We start from the raw sequence: 25,001 nt of genomic DNA, 5'->3' as shown, positions 1-25,001 counted from the left end.
TCGGCTGATGTGAATCACAGTGAAAGGGACAAGATGGAACGATCGGTATCGCAGGAGTTATTTTACGCTTCCGGATAGTGCACCGGCTTGATCAGGCACATGGCGAGCATTTTCTCGGCGCAATAGGCGGCGCGCAGATAGTCCCGCGCTTTAGCTCCCTTGAGGTTGTGACTCAGCGTCATCAGCCCGAGACGCTCGGCCCTTTGCGCCAATGTTGGCCTTGGTGCCGGCAGGCCATCGGCCAGCTCATTCAGCACCCCATGCAGGGTTTGTTGCATCAGGCCCAGGCGCGGCTGCGGCGCCTGGGGGGCTGACGGCTCGGCCAGCGCCTGCGCGAGTAGCTGCTGGTCGCTGGATTGGGGCAAGGTATCGAAAAAGAGGCTGAACCAGTTATCCAGCAGCAGGGACACAGGCCGAAGGTATAAGTGGCTGGCTGTGCGCTCGATGCGCGCCACTATCAGCTCGGGTACCCGCTCGCCCAGCAACTCCAGATTGGTCACGGCTCTTTGACTCAACTTGTTGTAAGGCAGCGAGAAACTCAGCAGCGCCTGCTCCCTGTCCCAATAGTGCAGTTCCATACACTGACTGGCCTGATTGAAACCACTTAGGTAGAGACCGCTCGGCCGAAAACACAGGTACTCCTGTTGCCAGTCTATCTCGTCGGCAACAGAGAGACTCACGGGCTCCAGCGGCTGGGTCGCGGGGTAGACCCGGGTATCCTGCAAACGCCGCAGGCGCCCCCAGGCATTGAGTTCGGCCTGAGCCAGGGTTTGGGTCTTACCCTGCCAACCCAAGGCCGACGGCGCGCCTGCCAGCATGGGCAGACCGCGAAATACACTGGCATAATCCAGCCGCTGCTCGGCTTTGGGGCGGCTCTCGGCCAGGGTGATAAAACGCCCCTGCTCATCCTGCAATACCTGAGTCACACCATGGGCGCCCCCTTCGCTCTGCCAGGGGAAAGCGCCCAGCCCCAGCACCTGCTCCGGCGCTTGTTGATAGGGTCTTTGCGTCTGAGCCTGGCTGCCTTCCAGAGCCGCCAAGGAGCGGGCCAGACAGCTGAGTAGCAATTTTCTATCCCTGACACCTTGGCCCGAGACATATTTTTCCAGCGTGCCATGCAGCTGTTTCAAAGCGGTCAGTGGCAGATTTTGCCTGTCCATGGGCACCAGCAGGAGTTCCAGCTCTACCAGGGACGAGGGTCGCAACCTCTCGATGCCGAGCTCAGTCATCTGCTCCAGCAACTTAAGGCAACGGCGCTTTAACTGATCGCGGCTCTGCTGCCCCAGATACTGCAACTGCGCCTGCTCATCGAGCAGCCATTGCGGCCATTCAAAGGCGATGGCCTGTTCTTGGCAATAGAGCCAGACGGCGAGCAGCGCATAACGCTGCGCCTCTTCGGTGCAGATAATATCCTGCAGCCCCTGTACACGCCGAAAATACAGCTGCTGCCCCTCCAGTTCGACGCAGACTGTGCCTTGCGCAAGCTTAATATCCACCGCCCAGCGGCGCTGACTCTGCTGGTACAGACGGCGAACCTGAGTCTTGCCGGCATCATTCAAAAGCTCGGCCAGATGGAGTTCCACCCGGGGCGGCTCTTCGGCGCGAGTCTCAGGGGATGCGGGCCGCTCCAGCAGATAAAGCGCCGCAGCCACTATGTGTTTACACAGGCCGGAGGCGCCGCAATCGCAGCGACTGGCGAGCGGGTTATCCCAATCCAGCTGCCCCTTTTGCCCTTCAAACTCAAAGCCATAATCCTGCATCTGCGGCTGGCTTTTCTCCAATGCCTTGCGGGCCCGGCGCACCAAACCTGCACTACCTAGGCTGGTGAGTATGGTTTCATTCATCGGCGTAGCCCCATAGTCAGCGCCAGCCATTCGGCAAAGTTATCCGGGCTGAGTGAGCCTATCTCCATCCCCAGGCGCTGCAGCTTGTCGGTGCTAAAAGTGCTGTAGAAAGGCTCGGCATCGTGATTCATGGCGGTCATCCCCAGCATCTTGATGCCACTGTCTATCATCCCCTGGGCCTGGGCCAGTAAGGCCTGCATTGAACCACCCTCTTCAAAGTCGGACACGGTTGCCACCACAGAGCGCCCCGGCTCGGAGCAGAGTTGCTGACAATAGCGCCAGGCCTGGGAGATCAGGGTGCCGCCGCCCAACTGGCAATTGAGCAACACAGACACGGGGTCCTGGGCCTGCTCACTCAAGTCCACCACTTGGGTGTCGAACACCACCAGCGACAACTTCACCGATGGCAAGCGGGTCAGGATCCCGGCGATCACTGCCGAGTAAATCAGCGAAGTCGCCATGGAGCCGGACTGATCTATGCAGAGCACTATGTGCCAGGGCAATTGGTGCTGCTGACGGGCATGGAAATAGACCCGCTCGAAACAGACCTTCTCGCCATCAAAATGCTTGAGGTTGCGGCGAATACTGGTCTGCCAGTCCAGATTGGCCAGCCGTTTCACCGGACTGTGGGCCTGGCGGTTGAGCCTGCCACTCAAGTTGTTGATATAGGTCGGCCGCAGGCGGCGCAGCAACTCCTCGACCACTCCCTGAATAATTCGCTCTACCTGTTGCCGAATGGCCGGCTTGTGATGGGCATTGAGTTTCAGCAACTGCTTCAGCACCCCCATACTGGGAGTGATCTTTTCCAGCACCTGCGGCTGCTGCAACACCTGATGCAACCCAAAGCGCTCGACCGCATCGGACTGCAGCCTGTCGTTGACCGAACGGGGAAACAGGGTCTCCGCTGCCTCCAGCCAGTTGGTCACTGCCAACTCGCTTTCCCCCAAGCCCGCGCTTACCTTGAAGCCACGCTGCAGCTGGCCCTCCTGATAGAGCTGCTGCAACACCTCATCCTGTTGCTGTTGCCGGGCGCTGAGACGGGTATCAAGCGCGTTGGCATAGCGCCCCAACACCAGACGCCAGCGCTGCTTCAGTTGCTCATCCATTGACTCAATCCTTGTTGCTCCAGGTCACTGCGCAGCTGCCGCTCCAGCGCCAGCCCCTGTTGAAAGTCCTGTTCAGATATCCCGTATTGCAACCAATTCAGGCCATTATCCCACTGATTCAGCTGCAGCAAACGGCGGCAGAGCTCATCCACCTCTCTGGCATCCAGCGCGCAGAACAAGCCCCTCATGGCCGGTAGCTTGTCGATAAACTGCGCCTCACTCAGCTCACTGAGCCAGTGATTCAGCATGGGCAGCAGGCCATGGTCTTGCCGCAACCAGTGCGGCACCACCTTAAGCAGCGCCTCAATCACAGGGAAGGGATCGTTTTGCAGCTGCAACTGTTGCAGCAGTGGCGCCGGGTCCAACTTGTCCAGCTCGATAGCCAAGGCCTGCAGGACAAAATAGAGCACGGGTCGATGGGCGTTATGACTTGTCAACCAGCGCAGTCTGTCACGCCAGGGAGACTCGAGCTCGTCCTGATGCAAGACTGCTACGCTCTGCAGATCCAACAGTAACTTCACCGCCTCTTCATCGCTCAGACGGTTGATTGCCGGTAAATGAAAGCCGACCTGATGCCACAGGGCTTTTTGGTAAGCCAGCAGCTCAATATCGGCAAACAGTGGATGATGCGCTGCCGCCAGCAAGGTCATAAAGCTATTGGCCAGTTGCTGAATGTCGCTGCATTGGCTTATCTGCTGCGCAATGGCATGGGCGCTCAGCTCTTCCGGCATCCCCAGATGCAGTGCCAACACCAGTTTTTCCACCAGTTGCTGCAAATCTTCCTGGGGCAACTCACTGAGCCGCCGTTTCACCACCAGCTCGAGACGTAGCCCCAGGCTGGATTTCTCGGCCAGTGCCACTTCCACCGCCGGAGTCCAATGATAGTTCCAATGTTCGTGGCGATGGTTGAACTTCAATTGCCGGATGACCGGCATGCCATTTTGTGGCCTGGCAAAACCGCTGCCCACAAACAGCAGCCGACACAGGAGGCGACGGCGCTCAATATGCTTGTCCGTCATGGCGTAGAGATCGAAGTGGCAGCGTCCCGGTTTATCCGTCTGCAATCTGGCCTTACGACATAGCGCCAACACCTCTTCCACCAGCGGTAAACTAGGTTGGTCGGCCGGTAACTGCCCCAGGGCATCGCCGCTGAGCACCTTTTGCCAGGGTTCGAGTGTCGATGCCGACAGCTGCTGTTTAATCAGGCAGCTGCCCAGAGAATCCAGCAGATCATAGCTGCCGGGGCGCGCCAAGCCACGCAAACGACAGAGGGCCTGCAGATGTTCAAAGCAGTTTTTCTTATAGATCAGCGGCAGTTGCGGCATCTGCTCCAAGAGGTAGAGCAACCAATCATCGGCGTTCAATTGCCGCTGCTGAAACTGCCAGCGACAGAAGGCCGGATAAGGCATACCGGCGCCGTAGCCTTTGCGGGCATCCAGCAAGGCGTCACTGAAACGGATCACAAAGCTGTCTTGCGTGTCATCGACGACGATCGCCTTGGCCTCATCGGCAAAGTTAATCAACGCCGGGGTATGAAAACCACCTGTGAGCACGGCCACTCGCTCATAGCGGCGGCGGGCCGCCTTGATATGGGCCCGCATCTGGGTTTCACGGGCCAGATCGCCCATCTCTTCCAGGCTGTCTGTGCCAAAGCAGGCACGACTGGCAGCGCAGAACAGCAATACCTGGGTAAAGAAGCTCTCGGCCGAGGCGAAATTTTGTTGTTCAAACAAACGCTGCCAGAGTTCGTCGGCATCCCGGCAGCCCAGTTGCTGCTGTAGGCGGCGGCTGTAGTCCGAGCTTAAAAAGCGGCTATCACTCCAGCGGTTGCTTACACCACCCTCCAGCGCCTTTTCATCCAGATCGATGAAGATCACCTCAATGCCCTGCGCCGTCGCCCAGCGCAGCGCCTGCCATTCAGGGCTGTTCTCGGCCAGAGGGTAGTAGCTGCCACTCTGATAGATGGCAATAGGCGGCACCACAGTATCGCGCTGCAGCAGCGACAGATGGCGGATAAAACTGCCGGGGGCTTCTATTAACACAGCCTGGGGCTGCCGGCGCTGTAACTGCTCCAGCACCATGGCGGCGCAGGCGGGGCTGTGATGCCGCAGCGGCAACCAGCACACCCCGGGATCGGCCGCGGCGGCCTTGAGCAGTTCACCAAACTCCTCTCTAAGGAGTATCACCTCATCCACAGCGCTTTTCCTGCCTGGAAGAAGGCTTGCCACCCCTGGCGTTCACGGGCGACCACATCCATGTAATGAGCCAGCTTCTTCACATCGTCGGCCTTGTCCTTGATTAGCGTGCCGTGCATCTGCTGCACCAACTGGGCGGCACTCATGGGCTCTTGCCAATAGAGGCTGTGCAGGGCGCAACCATGCACTATATTAACCGCCTCGGCCGTGGACAGAGTGGCATCCATCGCCTGCGGGCCGACGGTACTGCGAAGGTCGTGAAATACCCGCACCAGCAAGTCCACCAGCGCTTCATCCAACTGCACCTGTTGGCCGCTGTCCGCCAGACGCTGGCTCACCTGAGCCAAAATCAGCTGGCGCTCCAGCAGAGGATCGCTGAGCACAGGCACTGTCTCGAAGTTGAAACGGCGCTTGAGCGCGCTGGACATCTCGTTGACCCCACGATCCAGCAGGTTGGCGGTGGCTATCAGGTTGAAGCCGGGCTTGGCCTGAATCGAGACGCCCAGCTCGGGGATACTGAGGCTTTTTTCCGACATCAGCGAGATCAGTACATCCTGCACCTCCTGCGGGCAGCGGGTGATCTCTTCAATACGCACCAGCTTGCCCTGCTCCATCGCCTGATAGACGGGGCTTTTCAGCAGGGCTTCCAGACTGGGGCCACCGGACAGTAACAGGGCAAAGTTCCAGCTGTACTTGAGCTGCTCCTCCGTAGTACCTGCTGTGCCCTGAATGAGATACTCACTGCTGCCGCTGATGGCGGCGCTCAACAGCTCAGAAAGCATCGACTTGGCGGTACCGGGTTCACCGACCAGCATCAGGCCGTTGTTGCCCATCAGGCTGACAATGGCCCGCTCCACCAGGGCATCTTCCCCGTAGTATTTGCGGCTGATATCAAGCGCCGCATCGCCGCAGATAAAACGTCGCACCGCCCCGGCCGACATCGCCCAACCCGGTGGAATAACGCCCTTGTCGGCCGCCATCAAGCGTTGCAATTCATCCCGATAACGCTGCTCGGCATGAGCCCGAATGACTTGTTCCATCCTGTTTGCTTCTCCTTATTGGCTGCCACCGCCAAGGCAGCAGCCTAATCCATCCGTTATCGACCTTTACCAGGGCAGTTTCGATTCCCAGTCCGGATCTGCCACACACTTGTCGCCGACTTCACGATAGTCAACGGCGATGGCATTGAGCAGGTTGACCGGCACCTCGGCCAACGGCAATTGACGGTAGCGGGCATAGCGGCCACGGGGGTTGGTCCGCTCCATGACCCTGATGTCATAGATGGCGGCGGCCTCGTTTTCTTCCGGCACGCAGTTACCGCTGAAGCCGAACTCCACTCTCAGCCCCAGGGTATCGAAACGCTTGAAGTAGTGATCAAAGAAACCGCCGTCTTCCGCTTCACCGCGCTGATAACCTTTCTTGGTCAACAGGCCACGCAGGGTATAGCAGTCGGTCATCCGGCCGTGCTGGTCATTGAGTGCCTCCTGGCCTTCAGTCAACGTCACTTCGGCACTTCGCAGCTGCTCGAACAGCGGCTTGACCTTGTAATCCTTGAGATGTGAACGCCAGGCATCCAGCGCTGCCTCCGCTAACAGGTTACCGCTCACCAGGCGTATACTCGCCGCAGCGGGCAGTTGCAGCTCTTCATCGTCAATATCGATAAAGGCGCCGTCTTCCGTGGGTCTGAAGGTTTGCCATTGACCATCAATCTCCACCTGCCAGAGGGTGCGCTGCAACAGGCGATACATGACCGGATGCTGATGCAGGTATAGCTGCCAGTCTGCGGCGAGCCAATGCCGCTCTGTGACCATGGCTTCATACAATCTGGCACTTTGCTGTTCGACCACCTGCTTGAGTTCTTTCTTGCAGTTGCTGAACCACTTTTTCACTTCGGCAATATCGCCTTCGTTATCTGTCTGCCGAGGTTGCGGCAGGCTCTTGAGCAGCTTGCCCTCTTCGTTGAGCAATCTCAGCTTGAGGTCGTCCCCGAGTGCCAGCGCCAAAGTACGGCTGCCGAATTCAAACTGGCTGGGCTGGGTCAGATGTTCGAGCCCGGCCGTCTGCACAGTGCGATCCGCCAGTTCATCCTGAGTCCAGCCGTTACGGGCCGCAATTTGACTGACTTGCGCCCGCGCCAGCTCCTGCACCGAGTTGGTACGATAACGCCGCGAAATACTCAGCAGAAACTGAATCGCCACAGGATCGTCCGAGTTGGCCAAGGCCTGCAACATGGCCTCTATCTGTGCCCGCCGCTCATAGCGCTTCTTCATAAAAGGTTGGATCATGCCCAGCAGGGTTTGCGCATCGCCGCCAGCGATCAGGGCCAACATCCCCTTGTCTTTGATGGCCGAGCCCAAGAGCTCATTCTTTTTCTCGGCAAAACAGGTTTGAAACGCATCCTCAAGGGTCTTGTGTTGATACTCTTTACCCCAGTTATACCGGGCCCATTGCTGGAAAATTTGCAACTGTTGATGTTGGTGAGCGTTGGCGTATGCCAGCGCCTCATCATCCGAAGGACAACGGGTATCCTGGGCGATAAATGCCGACAGAATAAAATGCCCCAGACGCTGACGGCTTTCACTATCCAGCAGCGACAGATAGTGACTCAGCAATGGGTTGCCCTGAGGCTGCTTGAGCTTCACCGCCAAGACGACCCACCAGAACACAAGTTCGGGCTCGACCGGGCTGCCGTCTTCAAAACGGCATGCGGGCAGCGATTCACGCGGGAACCAATCCATCGACTTGGGTGGCGCCTTTTTAAGGCCGGCCTTGGCTTCGGCCAGCAGCGCTTCCTTGCCAAGGAACTGGCTGATATCGGCGCCGGTTTGCAACAAGGCTTCCAGCAACACCACCCGGGTTGGCATATCTTTCTCTTTCTTCAGCGCCTGGCTCAATGCCTCCTGCGCCGAAGCCGCCTTGAGGCGACCCAGCCAAGTGGCGGCCAGCACCCGGTTATCCTTGCTGCCGGAGGCCAGCTCAGGAGTAATCAGGCTGATATCGGCGCCGTGGCGTTCGGCGCAGTACTGAGCCGCCGCCTGTATGGCTTTGCGACCATGGAAGGCATGTTCATGAACCTTTCTTTGCCAGTGCTGCGGCAGCTTGGGAAATTCGGCCAGAATCGCCAAGGTCTGTATCAATACCTGATTGGCATCGTGTCGATAGGTGCCATTGAGCACCTGGCCATTGAGGCCATGCTCTATATAGTCGGGGTTTTCGGCAAAGAAGGGCCAGATCAGCAGTTGTTCACAGGCGGCAGGCAACCAGTCATCTTCGCGGCCTTCGTAACCAAACAGGGCTTCAACCAAGGCCGCGGCGGGTTGATTCTCTTGGTTGCACAGGCTCAAGAGTTGCCGTAAATCCGTCATTCCCTGCAGACTTTTCAGAATATGTTCCTGCCCCAGCATACGTTCCCAGGAATGGCAGGAGAGCTCATGACGTTCCATCCGCAAAATAAGCCGCAGACAGGCTTTGGGGTGCTCATCGAGATCGGCGTGGCTGATCAGAGAATAAAACCCTGACAGAGATGATTGCCGGCCTCTTTCGAGATCCATCAGCGCCGCTTGCAGCTTGGCACTACTGATCTGCTGCCACTGCTGCAGACTTTTCCGGTAGTCGGCCAAATAACTTTTTCGGTAGCTGGGGGCATCTGGGTGCTCCGCTGCAGCGATATCGTTTTCAAGCTCTTTGATCTCTTTAGCCAACTGCTTTTCACACAGACCGAGCCATTCTTCAGGCACTTTGACGTTTTTATCAATGGCCGCAACGGCCGGAATATCCCAGCTAAACTGGTCACTCTGTTGCTGCCGGGTCGTGTTATCCAGCATTTTCGCCAGTGCCGTTTTTACAGCAGCGGATTTCTCTTCACTGTGCCAGCGCTGCAGCAAGGGGGTCGCTTCAGGATCGCGGCCGGCCACAACCAGCCAGTGACCACGGGTAGCCGCCTTGGCCCCCGGAAATTCCCGCTCCAGAAACGCCAGCAGCTCTTGTTGCGAGCTCTTTTTCAGCAGTTTCAGGGCCTCTTCACGGACAGTCGCCGAACCATCGGCGGCCAACGCCATGACCAGCGGCAGCTGCGCCGGTGACAGGGTCTGACAGGCTTTATTGAGCAAAGCGCAAAAAGTTTCGCGGCCGCTGAAATGCAACTGTTTCAACAGCTGCAGATATTCAGGATCTTCACTGAGCTTGAGCCAGTCGGTTCTCTTCCTAAGCGCGGTGCGGAAAGTATCGTGATAATAAGAGTCAGAACCTTCAAGAATAAAGGCTTCCAGCTCATGGGGCGGGTGTTCATATTGCGCGACCAGCGAGGCCAGATAGTCACGACTGGGCAGATCTTTGCCCGCCAAACGGCAACCGTAATACTCTTCCGCCAACTCTTTGAACAGCATCAGCACGCCATTGAGCCAGCCGCTCGAGCTGTTTTGCACGCCGTAGATGCTTATGTCGGGGTTGCAGGCATGACACACCAAGCCGAGACGGCGCATAACGGCCGCTTCATTACAGGCACCGGTTGCCACAAACCGGTTAATGGCATCACGGGCCTGAACCAAGCGTTCATCATTTTGTCCGTAACCATAGGAAACACCCGGCCGCGCCAGTGTTTCTCTAGCACTGAGCTGCTGGAGCTGCGACAGGCATGCCACAGGTTCACCGCTCAAAATATACTGACTGACGGCTTGTGCCAAACCCGTTTGCTGCTCATCAATAATCCGGCAAGCGTCTAGCAGTAACTTGTCTGTATTGGGGCGAGTGAAGGCTTCAAGCTTGTTTTTTAATACGTCCAGCATCTCTCATATTCCTTGAGTCATTAGCAAATATGTCTTCCTTCCTCCAATAGCAGACATTCAGTAAACACCTGCTTAAGCCGGCGGCCGAGCCTCCTTTTCGGACGAGGAAGGGCAATTCTAACGGAAACGCAAAAACAATATCGTTTACAAAACACCCATTTACAGTTCAATGCCGCCAAATGTGATCTGCCCTCCCCCGGGATGACGCCATATTACCCATAGAGAGCGGTTGATTGGCCTTGAAGCCGCCAGCGACTTAGGCCATGCCAACAGTAAAATCAGCAATATCCGGCAAGGGGTCATGGTCAATGTCTCAAACCTTGTTTAAGAAACAGGCTAGCTGGAGATTGCAAACAGAAGTTACCAATGGTAACTTTACGTTTGTTACCATAGGTAACTTAGCCAACCAAGCGTCGGTGGCTGTCGTTTCAAGGGCGTCCGTTTCAAGGGTATCTGTTTCGAGGCCGTCCGTTTCGAGGAGAGGCAAAGCAGCCGACGGCACAGCTTGGTATTTTTTTTGCCGTTGCGCTCAAGCCGTAAACGGCTAACAGCAACAGGAGTTTTAGTGTGGAAAGGTTAACCAAGTGCACTCTGGACAATGCCGATGAACTGGCCAAACCCATATTGCAGGAGATCAAGACTCGCTATGGCATGATCCCCAACTTCTATTCGGCTCTGGGCATAAATGGCGCGGTCATGAAGGGCTATCTGGAGTTTGAGGCCAATCTGGAAGAGCACAGCCTGCTGAGCCTGACCCAGCGGGAGATGATCTCCCTGGCGGTTGCCAACTATAATGGCTGCGAATACTGTGTCAGCGGCCATAGCTTTTCCGGGAAACGTGCCGGACTCAGTCCCGATGCCTGTATCAAGGCGCAGCAAGGCAAGGCCGATAACAGCGAAGATCAGCTGCTGCTGGATGTCGCCCTGGCGCTGCTGCAACACAGAGGCAAACTGCCGGACTCCTTGCTAGAGGCCTGTCTGGATGCCGGGATCAGTGAGGCCAAGGTGATGCAGGTCTGCGCCTGGAGTGGTCTGAATAACTTCAGCAACTGGGTCAACAACACAGTGCAGCCGAAAATCGACTTTCCAAAGGTTCCACTGCAACCCTATACTGAGTGACAAAAGAGAAGCGACAATGCGATGCATTGCCGCTTTTTCAATTTAAATTCAATCAGCTATCTATGGGGAATACGTGAAGAAGAGAATGCTCAAAGATCAGCGCCGTGAACAACTGCTCGAAGTTGCCTGCGAGATTGTCCGCGAAGCCGGTACCGATGCGCTGACCTTGAACACCCTGGCTCAAAGAGCCGGAGTGACCAAACCTTTGACCTATCGCCACTTCACCACCCGACAAGGATTATTGGCACAGATGTACCGCCACTACGACAGCCAATTTGTCGAGGCGGTGAAACAAGCCGCAGCGGAGCAAAAAGCTTCGCTGGCAGAGCTTTGCACCTTGGTCTGCCGCGCCTATCTGGACTGCGCCGTACGCTGCGGCCCCGAATATGAGGCGATAGTTGCGGCGCTGCGTGGCTATCCTGAGTATCAGAACATCACCACAGATATTCGCGACTTCTTCACCGATTTCTACAGCGAACTCTTTGCCGATTACCTCAAGCAGCCTGCTCCACAAAGCAAGCTGCTGTGCTGGGCCATCCATGGCGCCATCAATGAAGTCGCCAATGCCGTGGCCTGCGGCCATGCCACTCCCCAAGAGACAATAACCAGGCTAAGCCAACTGCTGCAGCGTATGCTCGGCGCCGATGAGAGCTGAACCCTGTCATTGATGCTCAAAGCCTCGGCCCCAAACGGTTCCCCAACGTATTTTTCCTTTAAAAACGGGCATCCCTGCCCAGGCCTACCGCAAAGCGGCAGGCCTTAGACGCAGGCCAGGTAGGCAGTCCGGCCATAACCCAAAGCGGCTCTCATCTTCCACTTAGGTCGCGTCATCTTCCCATCAATCCAAGGTTTCCAGCTCCCTCTCGCTCTTGAGATACAGGGCTCGATACAGGGTCGGCAATACCAGGAGAGTCAATGCGGTTGAGCTCAGCAGGCCGCCTATCACCACCACGGCCAGCGGCTTTTGGATCTCACTGCCGGCACCGGTTGACATCAAGATGGGGATCAGCCCCAGCGCCGAAGTCAGCGCCGTCATCAACACAGGGCGCAAACGGCCGACCGTACCTTCAAACACCGCCTGTTCCAACGACTCGCCGCTGTTGCGGCGCTGGTTGATTGAGTCCACCAGTACCACGCCATTAAGCACCGCCACCCCAAACAGAGTAATAAAGCCGATGGAGCTGGGCACAGACAGATAGGTACCACTGAGCCAGAGCGCCAGCACACCGCCTATCAGTGCCAATGGTACATTGGCCATGATCAGCGCCACCTGCTTGATAGAGCCAAAGGAGAAATAAAGCAGCAAGGCGATCAGTGCCACAGAGATGGGCACCACCATACTCAGCCTTTGTTGGGCCCGCTGCTGGTTCTCATATTGGCCGCCCACCATCACGGTATAGCCGGGCGGCAGTTGGGCTTCGGGCACCAGGTTGTAGATATCCTGCACTACGGAACCCATGTCCCGACCGGAGACGTTGGCCTGCACCACGACTCGCCGCTGCACATCGTCACGGCGGATATTGGGCGGCGCCATCTCTATGCTGACATCGGCCACTTCGCCCAAACGCACCTGCGCCCCATTGGCAGCTACCAGACGCAGATCGGCTATCGCATCCGGGCTCTGGCGGAAACGGCTGGCCAGACGCAGGTTGATATCGTAACGGGCGTTGCCGTCGATCACCTGACCAGCGCTGCTGCCGCCTATGCCTGTGCTCACCAGCGACATCACCTCATCGACACTGATGCCGTAACGTCCCAGCATTGCATTGTTGGGCCGCACCACCAATTGCGCCTCGCCGGTGATCTGCTCAAGAGACACATCCACGGCGCCGGGCACCTGGGCCACCAGTTTCGACAGTTGCTCGCCTTTTTCCGCCAGCACATCGAGATCCGGGCCAAACAGCTTGATGGCCAACTGTGCCTTGACCCCGGACAGGAGTTCATCGACCCGGGTCGCGATCGGTTGGGAAAAGGTCAGCAATAATCCGGGGAAGACACTGAGTTTCTGCTCCATCAAGCGTTGCAGTTCGGCGCGGTTTTCGGCCGAAGTCCACTCATCCAAAGGTTTGAGACCGATATAGATTTCAATATTGCTCACAGGCTCAGGGTCACCGCCCAGCTCAGGTGCCCCTATGCGTGACAGGGCATACTCCACCTCAGGGAACTCCAGCAGTAGGGCCTCAAGTTTGGGCGCCACATCCAGAGAAGTCTCCAAGCTCGCAGTGGGGGCCAGGGTGACCCGCAAGTTGATGGTGCCCTCTTCCAGTTCAGGTACAAATTCCGTGCCCAACCTTGGCAACAGCGACAGGCTCATGCCCAGCATGACTACCGCCACCAGCCCCACCTTGCCAGGCGAGGTCAATACCTTTTGCAGCAGCGGGCGGTAGGCACGCTCAAGCGGTGCCAATACTGGGCTTTGCCGGAAAGTTACCCCCTTGCGGAACAGATAAACGGCCAGCGCCGGCACTACCAACAGTGCCACCAACAGCGCCGAGATCATCGCGAGGATGATGCTCACCGCCATCGGCTGAAACAGCTTGCCTTCGACCCCTTGCAGGGCAAACAGTGGCGCAAACACCACTATGATGATAGCCGTGGCAAAGAACACCGGGCTGCACACCTCTTTGGCGGCCTGCCATACCCGCATGGCAATCGAACCTCTGTGATGGTCTTCCTCACCATGATAAGGGTCTGCCTCGCCATCGCTACGCTGCCGCGCCTGGTCTTGGTGGCGCCTATCCGGCTCACTCAGATGTTTGAAGATGTTCTCCACCATCACCACAGAACCATCCACCAGCATACCTATGGCGATCGCCAAACCACCGAGCGACATCAGGTTGGCCGACATTCCCAGATAGCTCATCACCAGCAATGCCAACAAAATGGAGACAGGAATCGACAACAGAACCAGCAAGGTGGCCCGTACGTTGACCAGGAACAGTGCCAGGATCACCACGATAAACACAAAGGCCAGCAACAGGGCATCACGCACTGTGGTCACCGCCTTGGTCACCAAGTCTGACTGATCGTAGAACACCTCAAAGGTGACTCCCTCGGGCAGCGCCTGGCTGATCAACTGTTCGCGCTCGGCGATATCATCGATAGTCGCCTTGGTGTTGGCGCCCATTCTTTTGAGCACCACCCCGGCAACCACTTCGCCCAAGGCCTTGGCTTCACCATTGTCGTCCCGACGGGTCATGGTGACGGCACCAACCCGGATTTCACTGCCAAAGCCCACTTCCGCCAAGTCAGCAACTGTGACCGGCGTGCCTTGGTATTCGCTCACCGGAATGCGGCCTATGGCATCCAGCCCGGCCTGACCCGCAGGCAACAGACCATAGCCGCGCACCACGAGTTGCTCCTGACCATTGGGCATAAACCAACCTCCGGCATTGCGGTTGTTGGCATTCAGCGCCTGCTCCAGCTGTGACATCGACAGGCCATAGGCCAACAGTCGATTGGGATCGACCCTGACCTGATACTGACGCACATCACCACCAAAAGAGAGCACATCGGTCACGCCGCCAACCGGCATCAGCAGCAACTTCACCAGATAATCGTTGAGACTACGCAGCTCATCGGCGCCGATATTGCTATCCGGCTCGGCTCGCAGAATGTATTGATAAATCTGCCCAAGACCCGAGGTGTTGGGGCCAATTTCCGGCACTCCGACTCCGTCCGGGATCATCTCCTTGGCGGCGGCCAGCTGTTCAAACACCTGCTGACGAGCAAAATAGATATCTGTGCCTTCCTCAAACACCACTGTCACTATGGAAAGCCCGGTACGGGAGAGTGAACGTACTTCTGTCACCGCAGGCAGTGAGTACATGCTGGATTCCACCGGATAAGAGATGAGTTTTTCCACCTCTTCGGCCGCCAGCCCCTCGGCTTCGGTATTGACAGTGACTTGCACATTGGTCACATCGGGAAAGGCATCCAGATTAAGCTTTGGCAGGGCAAACACCCCCACCACCAAAACAACAATCAAGGCCAGCAACACCAGAAAGCGGTTGCGGATAGCCCAATCTATTAACGATTGCAGCATAGTGCTTTCCTCAATGGTTGTGGATGTCGAAGCCGGACTTGGCCAGCTCGGATGCCAGGAAGAAGGCGCCGGCGGTAACAACCCGAGTTCCGGGCTCTATGCCGGATACCAGATTCATGCCGCGCTCACTGGCCAGCAGTTGCACCTCTTTGGCCTCGAAACCGTCATCATCTTCGATAAACACCTGCCAGTCGCCATCACGACTTCGGCTCAATGCCGCATCCGGCAGCATCACACCTTCACCGCGGGGATCGGGCAAAAACAGTTCGGCAAACTGGCCCGCATGCCAACGCACCTGAGTGTTATCCAGCCGCGCCAGCACCCGCTCGGTGCGGGTCACGCTGGACAACTCATGGGAGCGCCCTATCACGCTGGCACTGACACTGCGATCGCCAATTCGCACCAGAGTCTCACTGCCTTCGCTCAGGCCTTCGGCCTGCGCTGGGGTCAGCTCGGCGGCCACCCACAGCGAGCGCTCATCGGTCAGCTGCAACAGTTGGCTACCGGCGCCGAGCAACTGCCCTAGGCGCACCTCATCCTGCTGCACCCGACCATCTATGGGCGCCAACAGCTGATACTGGCCTATCTCCTGGGGGCGACTTTCCAGCGCCTTTATCTGTTGTTCTGTCATCTGCAGCGACTTGAGAATGGCGCGTTTTAGACTGACATCAACCTGTGTCTGCAGCCTGCGACTGGCACTGACGGCACTCTCGCTCATGCGACTGACCCGGCTCCACTCGGCGGCGGCATTAATATAGTCTGCCTGAGCCTGGGCCACGGCGGCGCCACCCAAGGTCAACAAGGGGTCGCCCGCCTTTACCTCTTGCCCCGGCACCACATGCCGTTCCAACACCCGCACTTCCAGTTGCGGCGTCAGCACCACAGTACGCTCGCGATCTACCAGCAAGGTGGCATTGGCGAAAGCATTGAGGCTAAAGCCACCAACGCTGACCTCTTGGGTTTCTACTCCAGCCAATTGGCGCTGCTCGCTTGAGAGCTGCAGCGCCTGATGTTCATCTTCATGTCCCTCTTCGGCGGCGACAGTCAAAGGGCTGGACAGCCCCAACATCAGCGCCAGTAAGGCGGCCTGCAGCCTTGGGTATTGTAGAGTCTTATTCATTGTTCTGTACCTTAGTGTGTATGGGGCTGTCATTGGGCATTCTCCTGGGATACGGCTATTTTCGGCAGTGCGCCGGGCAGTTGCCCCGAAGCGCCCATCCACTCGAGCCAGCTTTGGTAGAGGGCGGCCTCCAGTTCAAGACCGGCCTGAAAACTGCTGGCTAACTGCCGCCGACTAGTCAAATAGTCGCTGGTGCTAAGATCGCCGCTGCGCCAGCGTTGCCCCAAGAGTTCGGCCGCCTGGCGACCGGCCACCAAGGCCTGCTGTTGCCAATCGAGCCAGCTCTGCTTCAATCTGGGTAAGCTGTAGTTGAACTGCAATTCTTGTTGTTTAAGCGCCATCTCAACGCTTTGGTACTGGGCACTGGCGGCGGTGACCGCCTCCATGGCCGCCTTTATCGACTCGCTGTAGTCGTTGCGCAACTGCAGCGGCACAGATATGCCAATTCCCAGCTTGTTGTCGGAGCCTTCTCTCTCGGCATTGAGGCTTAAATTGGGGTCGGCCGCCGCCTGGGCCTTAGCTTGATTGACTTGCAGCCGCGCCAATTCAAGTTGCAACCCGGCACTGACCAGAGCCGGCACAGGCGCCTCGGTTGCGGGCAACTCTAGCCGATCGGCGAAGCTGCCAAAGGGCAGCTCTGCCCGGCCAAAACGCGCCAAAATACGGGTATCGGCATCCAGCAGCGCCTTCTGGGCCAGCGCCAATTCACTGATGGCACTGGCTTGTTCCAACTCCATCAGATTCAATTCCGCTTGGGACAGATCACCGACCTCGGCCCTTTGCCTGGCGATCTGCAACTGCTGCTCACCATAGTTTTGCTGCGCCCGCACAAACATCAGTTTCTTCTGTGCCAGACTCTGATCGACCAGGGCCTGCAACACCTCGGCATACAAGCGGGAACGTTCAATAGCGATATCACTCTCCAGCAACATCAACTGTGTGAGCGCCAATGCACTGGCCGCGGCGCGCTTATCGCCCCAGTCAATGGTTTGGCTGAGAGACAGGCTGTAGGTGTCATCTTCCGGGGCATTTTGATAACTCAAGCCCAGCTCTGGGTTGTAGATGGCGCGATCGGCGCCCTTTGCCAGATACTGGGCCTCGCGGATCCTCGCTTCCTGAGCCTGAAACTCGGGTAAGGTTCTCATTCGCTGCATCAGCTGCTCGAGCCAGGCCAATGACACTTCAGACTCGGTGCCACCAACGAGATAGGAGATCTCCGGCTTCTCAGCGGCAAAAGCCGGTTGTGAGGCTAACGCTCCCAGCCCCAATAGACTCATGGAGACTATAAATTTCAACATAAACTTTCCTTGGGAAAGACCTATATGGCCGCAATGAAATCGTGTGGCCAAAGGATAAACCTTAGAGTTAAATCTAAAGTCAATGGTTAATGCTTTGCTTGTTGAATCGAATACTGATCAGAGTGCTGCAGCGATGCTGGCCATGACGCATGAGATGAGTCAAATAGTCGGGATAAAAGCGGTTAAAGGCTCTGACTATAGACAGCACAAGACAGGCGCCATGGCACACAGGCAAACTGCGCCTGGACACCACAAACACTGAAATCAGTCAGTTAGGCTATTGGGGGACGGTAATCCGGAAACGGAAAATAGAGCTGTAAAGCCGGCTCAAGACTCTGAGGCCGGGGGGGGATCAAGGGAGTCGGGCTCTGTGCCAGAGCCACAGGCAGTGACAGGTGCCCGCCATGGCACTGACAATCGAGGCAGAGATCAAACTCCTGGGATTCTGTATGCACATGACTGTGAGCCACTCGGGAAATATCCATCCCTGATGAAGTCTCTGCCTCACAGGTACAATCGACACATTGGCTGATAACAGTGACTTCGGTGACAAACTTGAGATGAGGGTGATTATTCTCTTCCTCGGTATGATTGCCCAGATGCAACTGATGCGCGCCTATATTGGCGGCGCAAAATTGCAGCACCACCAGGGCAATAAGCATATGAGTCAGTTTACGGACAAATACAGCCAAGGATAATTCCCATTCAGGGTACAAAAACGGTCTGTGCCCAAATAGACCAACAGACCGAAATAAAGTTCAGTTATTTAAACACGCAATGCTTGGCGTAATCGGCAGCTTCATTGGCAGTCCAATCACCCTTGGGCTTTTCATCCATCTGCTTACACCAGGCGTCGCTACCTACTTCGGGAGCACAGGCGCTCAATCCAGCGGCAAAAACCAACGCCAGAGAAACCGCAAAAACTTTGGATAATGACATCGAAATTTCCTTATATGTGAATCGACAACCGCCCAAGAATAACAGAATTGCCCTTTTGACCCCATAGGAGATGATTAGCGCAGCGAACGTTTGGCAATCCAGCGAATAGCCTCATCTTTATGCTCCAACGGATACCAGGCCAGTTCGGCGCTGACAAAGGGTCCCAGCAGGCGCACCGCATTACCGACCCAATCCGGGCCACCGACAAATACCAAGGCATCGAAGGGCGGCAGCTGCACTTCACCGGCTCCCGAGAGTGAAGCCATTTCCCAGCCTTCCAACAACACATCGGCCTCTATGTAGAGACAGACTTGCCCCCACTCCTGACGGTAGCTGTTGATCGCGGGACGCAGGTAGGTGCGGTAATCCTCGGCGGTAATACGGCCGCTGGCGAATAAGCTGATCACGCCTTTGGCAATATCCGGAATTTGACACAACATAAGCACAACTCCATTGAAGCATCAACACAGGCCTAGCGTACGACCGATGTTGATATGGGTAATACCTTTACTGATAGTAAGTTTAGCCTTCCGAGACACCACGTCCGCCTAACATCGAGTGCTGTGTCGGCGCCATGTCGGCCGCTCCAGCACTTCGACTGCCGACTTTCCGTCTCGCTGAGCGAGTAAAGCCAAGCTGGGAATGGTAATATAGCGACCGCCCCAGATAACCGTTATTTTGCCATGATAAAGATCTCAAACCGTGTCCAAGTTTCAGAAAATGAAATCGAATGGCAATTTATCCGCTCCAGTGGTGCCGGGGGCCAGCACCTGAATAAGGTCTCCACTGCGGCCCAACTCATCTTCGACATCAAGGCCTCGTCGCTGCCGGACTTCTATAAGGAAAGGCTGCTGACCAAGGCAGATCACCGCATCACTCAAAGTGGCAAGATCATTATAAAGTGCCAACAAAGCCGCAGCCAGGACGCCAACCGCCAAACCGCGCTACAGCAGTTTATCGAGCTGGTCGCCTCGGTCGGTGAAGTCGCCAGGAAACGAATTCCCACCAAGGCCACCCGCGCCAGCCAAAGGCGCCGGGTCGACAGCAAGAAACAACGCGGTGAAGTCAAATCGCTGCGGCAGAATAAGATCCGCTTCTGATAAGACCAGTCTCGCTACAGTAATAGACAATAATTGCTGACAACTGAAAGGAATGTGCAGCGATTGTGCGGCTATTGGTCGACAAATTCGACAGCTTTTGCTGAAATCAGGGGGGCACAAATTCAAGTGCGAACTCTCCCTCAAGGCAAGGAAAACAATATGAGCAGTCAGGCAAAAATACTCTTGGTGAACGGCCCCAATCTCAACCTGCTTGGCCGCAGAGAGCCGGAACATTACGGCCACCAGACGCTGGAGCAACTGGTGCAGGGATTGCAGGACAAGGCTGCCGCCGCCGGAGTGGAACTGGAGCATATCCAGTCCAATGCCGAATACCAACTCATAGAAGCTATCCACAACACAGATGCTGGATTTGTGATTATCAACCCGGCCGCCTTCACCCATACCAGTGTGGCACTCAGAGATGCTCTGCTGGGGGTCGCCATTCCTTTCATCGAAGTGCACCTTTCCAATGTGCATGCCAGAGAGCCCTTCCGCCATCACTCTTTCTTTTCCGATAAGGCCAAGGGCGTGATAGTGGGACTGGGGCCAAAGGGTTATGAGTTTGCCCTGGAAGCCGCCATAGCGGCACTCAAACAAGGCTGAGCAGAGGAAGGTCCTGTCACCCTTTAGTGCTGAGAATGACGATGGACATCCGCAAAATCAAAAAACTGATCGAATTGGTGCAGGAATCCGGCATCAATGAGCTGGAAATAACCGAAGGTCAGGAGGCCGTGCGTATCCGCCGTTTTGGCCCGCAGCAACCTCAGACCAGCTTCAGCATGAACAGCGACAACGTGCAGGTGCTGGCGCCTGTCGCTGGCACTTTCTTACGCAGCGCCGGCGACAATGGCCAGCCACTGGTGGAACTGGGCACAGAAGTCGAGCCGGGCACTGTGCTGGGTTATGTGCAGGCGATGAAGGCGCTCAATCCGGTCAAGGCAGAACAGAGTGGCACGGTTAAAGCCATACTGGCCGAAAACGGTGAAGCGGTAGGATTACAGCAAACCCTGTTTGTACTGGATTAACCGGCTCCCATATTTCGGCTGAGTCTGCGCCGCTGAGTGTATAGCTGTTCGAGTTGACGGCTGATATCCAGCAGTTGTTGGCGCTGTTGTTGCAGCGATTCATCCAGGTTGTCAGCAGACAACTCGGCAGCCAATTTCGACGCCAGGTGCAGTATCTGTTGCTCTGCCTGACTCACTGGCTGCTGCTGCGCTTCCTTGATGAATAGCAACCTGAAACAGTCGTAGAATACCGACAGCAATACGCCATCATCTATCTGGCTTTGCGTAAAACGAGGATCTTCGGGATGATAGCTCAGCGCAGCAACCAGATTACACAGCGTTGTCAATGAAGTCGCTCCTGCGGACAATTCATTGACAAGCTGACGATTGAGTAACTCTTTAGCCAAACGTTCAGCAAACTCAGCCTTTTGCCACTGGGCTCCTAATGCCTGGATAACGCTCACTCTTATCTCCTGCTAACGAAACAACCTGACGGACATAGGTACCAATTCAAAATCATTGGTCAATTGTTGCAAAAAATCTTGTGCCAACAAAGCGATGGCAAAGTAAAACTCCGTTTGTGCATGTTCCGCAGCCAATTCCAGGCAACGTCCTGACCAGGTCAACAGATGCTGTTGCAACAACACTTGAATAAAACGTTTCAACGCCTGATTGTCTGGCTCTTCTGCCAAGCGCCCCAAACTGGCATCCAACACGCTAAAGAACAAGCCTATATGGTCAACAGGATCGCGAACCGTCAACGCCAGACTCACATCATGAGCCTGATAAAAATCCATCAATGCCAGAGTGCTTCTGTCATTCAGCAGTTGTTCCTCACCCAGATACACAGAGCCATAAGGTATTGCCTTAGGTTCACCGGGACCGAAAAACAGTTGTCCATAATCGAGTTGTAACTCCAGAAATTGAGTGTCATCCCAATTTTGCAGATAGTGAACCAAGGCTTCCCTACCGACTCGGTTACCATCGCGGCCCGCAAACTCAGGCCAAGTTTCGGCCACCTGATTCTCCTTCAGTTCGGTAATCAGTTGCGCTTGTGGATACTGATAGAGAAGATGATGCAACAAACGTGCAATCCCCTGATATTCAGCGAAATCTATCTTTGATAATGGATTAGTCATCTTTTTTCCTGAGCTGAAGTAAACAGGCGCCCGGAGGCGCCTGTTGCACGATTACACCTCGTTGGGGTTGAGCACCTTGCCGGCACCACTGCCCGCAGGCTGACCATGGCGATTCGCCTTGATGATCAGGTTGGGGGCCGTGATTGATGCACTTGGCAATGGGGCGATATGACCATCCCCATCCCCATACTTGGCGCGCAAGTTGTCCATGGTATCGAAGTCCAGCGCTCGCATTGGGCAGGATTCCACACACACAGGTTTTTTACCTTCAGCCAAACGCTCATAGCAACCATCGCATTTGGTCATTACTTTACGCTCTCTATCTATCTGAGGCGCATCGTAAGGGCAGGCTCTGGCACAGCTTTCGCAACCAATACACAGGGACTCTTCGACATGGACCAGACCATCTTCACGACGCTTGTGCATGGCGCCGGTTGGGCAGGCTTTGACGCAGACAGGTTCACTGCAATGGTTACAACCAATGGACATATAGTAGGCAAATATATCCTGAGTGTAGGTATCGGTATTCGGATCCACAGACCAGTTACCGCCACCATATTCATAAACCCGGCGCCAGGTCACCCCTTTCAGACTAGGGACACCATTGGTCAAAGGCTGGTTATTGGCTCGCAGCAAATCGCCCTGACGATCTTTACAGGAAACGTGGCAGGCCTTGCAACCAGTGCACTTGGTAGTATCGACATAGAAGCCGTATTGAATAGATTGAGTCATTTGCAAGTGCTCCCTTATGCTTTCTTGATGAGCTGAACACGATTGGTATGCTGCGGATTCCCCTTGGCCACAGGGCTAGGGATATAGCGAGTCAGAGTATTGATGGCCCCACCGACATCGATCACCTTACCAAGTTGGCCGGTACGACCATTGGCATCGGCCAGGTACCAGGCCCCTTGGCCCAGTGCAACCACACCTGGAGCGACTCTTGGAGTCACTTTTACAGGAACCTCGATAGAACCGCGCTCGTTGTACATCTCGACCACATCACCGGCAGCCAACTGATAGGCGTCGGCGTCGATGGGGTTGATCCACACAGCGTCCTCCACGGCCTCACGCAGCCAAGGCACATTGTGGTAACTGGAGTGAGTGCGCCCCTTAGTGTGATACCCGGCGAGCTGCAGTGGGAAGCCGGCATCTATGGCGTCCTGATCCTCGTAACCATCCCAAGTCACTGTGTACTGAGGAATGGCTGTAATGGTGTCACCTTTAACCTTATCCTGCTCCCAGTTCTTGGCACGCCAAGCCAGCTCAGCAGAATAGATCTCTATCTTGCCTGAAGGTGTAGATAGCGCTTTACCACCATTGACAAAGCTGTCGAGGGCAACATGCTTGTCTCCCATGTTCTTGCGGAACACCCCGATCTTCTGGGCTTCTTTATAGCTGGCAGGGAAAGCTGGGCTGACGCCGAGGTTCGCACTGGCGCTCTTGGTCTTCTGATACAACTCTTCCAACCAGTCGGCTTCGGTTTTACCTTCGGTGAACAGCTGACCAACACCCATTTTTTCAGCGATCATGGCAGCAGCTTCATACATGGACTTGCAATCCCACATAGGTTTTACTGCGGCAGACATAGCGGTCAAATACCCCAGCGAACCTGAAGCATAGGAATCATTCACCAGATCGTTGGACTCCAGCCAGCTGGTATCGGGCAGTATGATATCGGCAAACTTGGCCCCTGGAGTCATCCAGCAATCGCAGGAAACGATAAACAAGTCTTCAGCATCACGTAAAATACGTGCGGTGTTGTTGATTTCAGCGTGCTGGTTCAGCAAAGAACTGTCTGAGGCGCTGAAAACAAAATGAATGTTACTGCCAAGCTTTTCATCAAGATCCGCAGTTCCCCGGATACCATGAGTACGCGCGGTGAAGTTCTTACCGTTTTCAATCGCTTCGGTCCAGGTAAAGAAAGAGATGGCTTCCTTAACTGGGTTGGAACCGGTTGGGATACCGGCACGTGACATGCTGCTCATGTAAGGCAGTTCACCGTTAGAGGCGCCTGGCGTACCCAGCTTGCCGGTCAGTACCGACAACATATACAAGGCACGCATATTTTGCTCACCATTGGCCTGTCTGTTGACCCCGGCACCCACAACAATATAAGGAGCCTTGGCATTCATCAGATCTTCGGCAACCTGGCGGATGTGGGCGGCACTGATGCCGGTAATCTTCTCGGCCCACTCTGGAGTACGAGCGCCTTGATCGGCAAACTTACCAACCCCCAAGATGTAGTCATGGTAGTTGTCGCTGCTGTCCATGCAGGCTGCGTATTCTTGCTTCTTGGCATCACCGCTGGCCAAAAACGCGGCCTTTTGTTGCTCGATAGAAGCGGCGTCATAACCCACGGTATGCTTATTGATAAAGTCCAATGAGTTGGCATCAACCCAACCTGAGTGGATCATCTCGAAAGCAACGGCCTCGGCAAACGCCGCATCGGTTCCGGGGCGGATCGGCAACCACATTGACTCTTTACCCAACATAGAGTCGGTGTAGCGAGGGTCAATCATCACGACCTTAAGACCATTGTTCTTCATCAGGGCCTGCAGGTAGTCGTACCCTTCACCCGAACCGGATTGACGCATTTCACTGGGGTTGTAACCAAAGCCCAGGAAAAAGTCACTGTGCTCCATGGTCACAGTCGATGAACCGGAAGTGCTGCCGGTACCAAAAGTATGCTTGGCCGCTTCCATCTGTTGCGCCCAGGAATAGTTGCCATAGGCATTCAGGCAACCACCGACCAGGTTAAACAGGCGGTTAAAACAGGCATTGGAGGCAAAACCATAATAGGCGCCAGAGCCATAGCTACGGAATACCGCCTTGTTGCCATATTGGTTGATCACCCGTTGCAGGTTCTCGGCGATAGTTTGAGTGGCCTCATCCCAGCTGATAGGCACAAACTTGCCCTCGCCACGCTCGCCCACGCGCTTCATCGGTGTTTTCAGACGATCCGGGGCGTAAGTACGTTGACGCAATGAACGACCACGGGCACAGGCGCGGATTTGGTGGAGGCCGTAAACATCTTCCACCTCATGATCGGTTTCCACCCGGGTAATAATCCCATCACGGCTGAATACCTTAATCGGGCAGTTAGAGCCGCAGTTCACCAAACAGGATGACCAGTTAATTTGTTCATCACTGACAGGTGGCTTGGGCGGGACAACGTTGGCGTCATCAGAGCTGGAATTACAGCCTGAGACTGTTGCGGCACAGCCCAAAGCTGCACTCATTTTCAAAAAGCTTCTGCGTTCCATTGTTTTTATCCTCACGATTTAAGCCTTGCTCAAGGCAACAGGTAG

20 protein-coding genes are annotated in these 25,001 nt (G+C 55.8%); 5 read left to right on the top strand and 15 right to left on the bottom strand.

The genetic code is table 11. The features are described from left to right. Window positions 1-62 precede the first annotated feature (62 nt). The 5 genes from CBE72_RS07555 to CBE72_RS07535 all read right to left on the bottom strand — a co-directional run bounded on the left by CBE72_RS07555 (window position 63) and on the right by CBE72_RS07535 (window position 9,929). Entirely contained in the window at window positions 63-1,844 is a 1,782-nt protein-coding gene (locus tag CBE72_RS07555) for an SWIM zinc finger family protein (protein WP_100143017.1), read from the bottom strand. Continuing rightward, a complete protein-coding gene (locus CBE72_RS07550; RefSeq protein ID WP_044733593.1) occupies window positions 1,841-2,950 on the bottom strand; it encodes a VWA domain-containing protein in 1,110 nt (369 codons plus the stop codon). Before CBE72_RS07550 ends, CBE72_RS07555 begins: the two co-directional genes overlap by 4 nt. Continuing rightward, on the bottom strand, window positions 2,935-5,145 hold the full coding sequence (locus tag CBE72_RS07545; protein ID WP_100143016.1) for a DUF5682 family protein: 2,211 nt from the start codon (window positions 5,143-5,145) through the stop codon (window positions 2,935-2,937). The genes CBE72_RS07550 and CBE72_RS07545 overlap by 16 nt, the downstream gene beginning before the upstream one ends. Further along, window positions 5,133-6,185 carry an AAA family ATPase gene (locus tag CBE72_RS07540; RefSeq protein WP_028779601.1) on the bottom strand — a complete coding sequence of 351 codons (1,053 nt, stop codon included), beginning with the start codon at window positions 6,183-6,185 and terminating at the stop codon, window positions 5,133-5,135. The genes CBE72_RS07545 and CBE72_RS07540 overlap by 13 nt, the downstream gene beginning before the upstream one ends. A gap of 66 nt (window positions 6,186-6,251) precedes the next feature. Then, window positions 6,252-9,929, bottom strand: coding sequence for a DUF4132 domain-containing protein (locus CBE72_RS07535; protein ID WP_100143015.1), 3,678 nt, complete (start codon window positions 9,927-9,929; stop codon window positions 6,252-6,254). Window positions 9,930-10,496: 567 nt separating this feature from the next. Between CBE72_RS07535 and CBE72_RS07530 the strand changes: the two genes are divergently transcribed. Then, complete coding sequence (locus tag CBE72_RS07530; protein WP_100143014.1) at window positions 10,497-11,048, top strand: carboxymuconolactone decarboxylase family protein; 552 nt, start codon at window positions 10,497-10,499, stop codon at window positions 11,046-11,048. Window positions 11,049-11,121: 73 nt separating this feature from the next. Further along, window positions 11,122-11,703 carry a TetR/AcrR family transcriptional regulator gene (locus CBE72_RS07525; RefSeq protein WP_157929048.1) on the top strand — a complete coding sequence of 194 codons (582 nt, stop codon included), beginning with the start codon at window positions 11,122-11,124 and terminating at the stop codon, window positions 11,701-11,703. A gap of 183 nt (window positions 11,704-11,886) precedes the next feature. Here CBE72_RS07525 and CBE72_RS07520 read toward each other — a convergent pair whose 3' ends face one another. The 6 genes from CBE72_RS07520 to CBE72_RS07490 all read right to left on the bottom strand — a co-directional run bounded on the left by CBE72_RS07520 (window position 11,887) and on the right by CBE72_RS07490 (window position 18,890). Beyond that, window positions 11,887-15,093, bottom strand: a complete 3,207-nt coding sequence (locus CBE72_RS07520) for an efflux RND transporter permease subunit (RefSeq protein WP_100143012.1) — start codon at window positions 15,091-15,093, stop codon at window positions 11,887-11,889. 10 nt (window positions 15,094-15,103) lie between these two features. Continuing rightward, window positions 15,104-16,162, bottom strand: coding sequence for an efflux RND transporter periplasmic adaptor subunit (locus tag CBE72_RS07515; protein ID WP_229671869.1), 1,059 nt, complete (start codon window positions 16,160-16,162; stop codon window positions 15,104-15,106). A gap of 80 nt (window positions 16,163-16,242) precedes the next feature. Then, window positions 16,243-17,511 (bottom strand): TolC family protein, encoded by a 1,269-nt coding sequence (locus CBE72_RS07510; protein ID WP_100143010.1) that lies wholly within the window; start codon window positions 17,509-17,511, stop codon window positions 16,243-16,245. Between the two features lie 272 nt (window positions 17,512-17,783). Then, window positions 17,784-18,173: a hypothetical protein gene (locus tag CBE72_RS07500; protein WP_373289236.1), complete on the bottom strand. Its 390-nt coding sequence runs from the start codon at window positions 18,171-18,173 to the stop codon at window positions 17,784-17,786. 100 nt (window positions 18,174-18,273) lie between these two features. Further along, window positions 18,274-18,450, bottom strand: a complete 177-nt coding sequence (locus tag CBE72_RS07495) for a DUF3012 domain-containing protein (protein WP_100143007.1) — start codon at window positions 18,448-18,450, stop codon at window positions 18,274-18,276. Between the two features lie 74 nt (window positions 18,451-18,524). Further along, on the bottom strand, window positions 18,525-18,890 hold the full coding sequence (locus CBE72_RS07490; RefSeq protein WP_100143006.1) for a SpoIIAA family protein: 366 nt from the start codon (window positions 18,888-18,890) through the stop codon (window positions 18,525-18,527). Window positions 18,891-19,133: 243 nt separating this feature from the next. Between CBE72_RS07490 and arfB the strand changes: the two genes are divergently transcribed. The 3 genes from arfB to CBE72_RS07475 all read left to right on the top strand — a co-directional run bounded on the left by arfB (window position 19,134) and on the right by CBE72_RS07475 (window position 20,575). Next, window positions 19,134-19,550, top strand: coding sequence for an alternative ribosome rescue aminoacyl-tRNA hydrolase ArfB (gene arfB / locus CBE72_RS07485; protein ID WP_100143005.1), 417 nt, complete (start codon window positions 19,134-19,136; stop codon window positions 19,548-19,550). Between the two features lie 159 nt (window positions 19,551-19,709). Beyond that, window positions 19,710-20,153 carry a type II 3-dehydroquinate dehydratase gene (aroQ, locus tag CBE72_RS07480; RefSeq protein ID WP_100143004.1) on the top strand — a complete coding sequence of 148 codons (444 nt, stop codon included), beginning with the start codon at window positions 19,710-19,712 and terminating at the stop codon, window positions 20,151-20,153. 41 nt (window positions 20,154-20,194) lie between these two features. Continuing rightward, window positions 20,195-20,575, top strand: a complete 381-nt coding sequence (locus CBE72_RS07475; protein ID WP_100143003.1) for an acetyl-CoA carboxylase biotin carboxyl carrier protein — start codon at window positions 20,195-20,197, stop codon at window positions 20,573-20,575. Here the strand turns inward: CBE72_RS07475 and CBE72_RS07470 are convergent. From CBE72_RS07470 to CBE72_RS07455, 4 genes are read right to left on the bottom strand one after another with little or no spacing between them, the layout of a single operon-like run. Continuing rightward, the gene (locus tag CBE72_RS07470) at window positions 20,572-21,018 is read right to left on the bottom strand and encodes a hypothetical protein (RefSeq protein WP_100143002.1); all 447 of its coding nucleotides are present in this window, start codon (window positions 21,016-21,018) and stop codon (window positions 20,572-20,574) included. The two genes, CBE72_RS07475 and CBE72_RS07470, sit on opposite strands and share 4 nt — an antisense overlap. Window positions 21,019-21,030: 12 nt before the next feature. Continuing rightward, the gene (locus CBE72_RS07465) at window positions 21,031-21,693 is read right to left on the bottom strand and encodes a TorD/DmsD family molecular chaperone (RefSeq protein ID WP_100143001.1); all 663 of its coding nucleotides are present in this window, start codon (window positions 21,691-21,693) and stop codon (window positions 21,031-21,033) included. Between the two features lie 51 nt (window positions 21,694-21,744). After that, entirely contained in the window at window positions 21,745-22,425 is a 681-nt protein-coding gene (locus tag CBE72_RS07460) for a DMSO/selenate family reductase complex B subunit (RefSeq protein ID WP_100143000.1), read from the bottom strand. A gap of 14 nt (window positions 22,426-22,439) precedes the next feature. Next, window positions 22,440-24,956 (bottom strand): DMSO/selenate family reductase complex A subunit, encoded by a 2,517-nt coding sequence (locus CBE72_RS07455; protein WP_100142999.1) that lies wholly within the window; start codon window positions 24,954-24,956, stop codon window positions 22,440-22,442. Window positions 24,957-25,001 lie beyond the last annotated feature (45 nt).

The sequence above is a fragment of the Shewanella carassii genome (assembly GCF_002777975.1).
In the GTDB taxonomy this organism is placed as follows: domain Bacteria; phylum Pseudomonadota; class Gammaproteobacteria; order Enterobacterales; family Shewanellaceae; genus Shewanella; species Shewanella carassii.
Note: the sequence above shows the minus strand (reverse complement) of the source record. Positions and strands in the feature narration are given on the sequence as shown.